This is a genomic window from Daejeonella sp., from assembly GCF_049655485.1.
GTDB lineage: Bacteria > Bacteroidota > Bacteroidia > Sphingobacteriales > Sphingobacteriaceae > Daejeonella.
Genome location: NZ_JBASJU010000054.1, coordinates 1 through 1936, shown reverse-complemented (window position 1 = coordinate 1936; position 1936 = coordinate 1). Strand labels below are relative to the sequence as shown.

2 protein-coding genes are annotated in these 1936 nt (G+C 46.8%); both read right to left on the bottom strand.

Annotated features, from left to right (window positions below; all coding sequences use genetic code 11):
* Nucleotides 1-121: 121 nt before the first annotated feature.
* Entirely contained in the window at nucleotides 122-1756 is a 1635-nt protein-coding gene (locus tag WBJ10_RS02345) for a TldD/PmbA family protein (RefSeq protein ID WP_424287943.1), read from the bottom strand.
* Nucleotides 1753-1936: hypothetical protein (locus WBJ10_RS02340; protein ID WP_424287942.1), on the bottom strand; the 184-nt coding region annotated here is incomplete at its 5' end. The genes WBJ10_RS02345 and WBJ10_RS02340, both read right to left, overlap by 4 nt.

Below are 1936 nucleotides of genomic sequence, written 5' to 3'. Positions count from 1 at the left end.
GCATAACGGATGTTTCCGCCTTCGCTGCCTTGTAAGCTTACTTCACATTCTTCTGCCTTTGAATAGCTCAATGCTTTTTTCAGGATGGCTTGTGCCTGTTCTTTTGTTAATATGGCCATATCTATATTTTTCTTGCTGTGTTTATAACATTAACTCCATTAAATCTCGCTGTCGAGCTGCCGTGTGATACGGCGTTCGACTGGCTTGGCTGCCCTTTTCCATCGTTGAATGCGCCGCCTAAACGGTAATCGCGTTCATCGCAAACGCCTCCGCAGGCATTCCAGAATTCCTGGGTATTTGACTGGTAAGAAACGTCCCGTAGCATTCCTACGATCTTGCCTTCCTTGATTTCGTAGAACATTTGTCCGCCGAACTGGAAGTTGTACCTCTGCTGATCAATCGAGAATGACCCATCACCGATGATGTAAACGCCTTTCTCCACGTTTTTGATCATATCATCCACGCTCATCCTTTCTTTGCCCGGCTGAAGGGAAACGTTAGGCATACGCTGAAATTGTACATCTGCCCAGCTCTGTGCATAGGAACATCCCTGCGATTCGTCCAACCCAATCATGTGAGCCTGGTCGCGGGTTGCCTGGAAGTTTACCAGGATACCGTCCTTGATCAGATCCCATTGCTTGCATGGCACGCCTTCATCATCGTAACCAACGGCTGCTAAAGAGTTTTTCTGAAGCTTATCGGCCACGATGTTTACGTTCTTATTTCCGAAATTGAATTTCTTAGACTTCATGCGGTCCAGGGTAAGGAAACTGGTGCCGGCATAATTGGCTTCGTAGCCCAATACACGGTCGAGCTCTGTAGGGTGCCCGACAGACTCATGAATGGTTAACCATAAGTGTGAAGGATCCAGCACGAGGTCGTATTTACCAGGCTCTACGGATTTGGCTTTCATTTTCTCGTCGACCTTGGCGGTGACTTCCTTAACATCGGCCAAAATATCGTAATGGTCTTTGTATCGTGTAACTATACCGCTGACCTTACTTTCGGCCCGCGGCTCCAGGTAATCCCAACTCATACCCATTGGGGTGCTCGAAGATTTTATCGTGTCAAATTTGCCCGTCGAACGATCAATTTTCGTGACATTGAATTGGGGATATATACGGTGTATATCTTGATCGATATACGAACCGTCTGTAGATGCGAAATATTTCTGCTCATTAACAGCGTAGATCGCTGAATTGATGAAGTTTGCGCCTCCAGCCATGGCAATGCCATTGGTTTGAAGTAATAAGTCAACTTTCTCTTTTACCGGAACCTCAAAAGCATTTCGCTCTATCGGCGATTTCCAGCTGACCTCACCAAGCCCTTTCTGAGGAGCTAGCTGTACGGGAGAACCCTGGATTTTGGCATTCGCTTTCGCGACAGCAACCGCACGCTCGGCAGTTCTTGCGATATCTTCTTTGGTTACCAGGTTAGTTGATGCAAATCCCCAGCAGCCGTTTGCGATCACACGGATTCCAACTCCAAACGATTCAGTATTGGCCACACCTTGCACACGATTCTCGCGGGTAGAGACAAATTGATTGAGGTAACGGCCGATCCGCACGTCTGCATAGGAAGCACCCTTGCTTCGCGCAGCATTTAATGCCACATCAGCGAGGGACTTTTTTATTTTTACGTCCATCCCGTCGAGGGCCTCCAGGGGGTCGATGTGACGAGCAAAAGCATCCAGATTGGGTAGCATTAGTGCCCCTGCACCCATCCCGCTCAGGTAGAGAAATTCACTTCTTTTCATTTATAGATTAATTTAAGTTGCTCCGCAAATTCTTGCGAAGGGTAATTGGTTTTTTGAAGGTAAGATTTTTTGGAAGAAGCAAGAAAATGTGGACGAAAAGATTTTGTTACGCGAATTTTCTCTCGGCCCATAAGAAGCTGCAACAAACCAAAAACAACAAATAAAACCATAGCGCTGGTA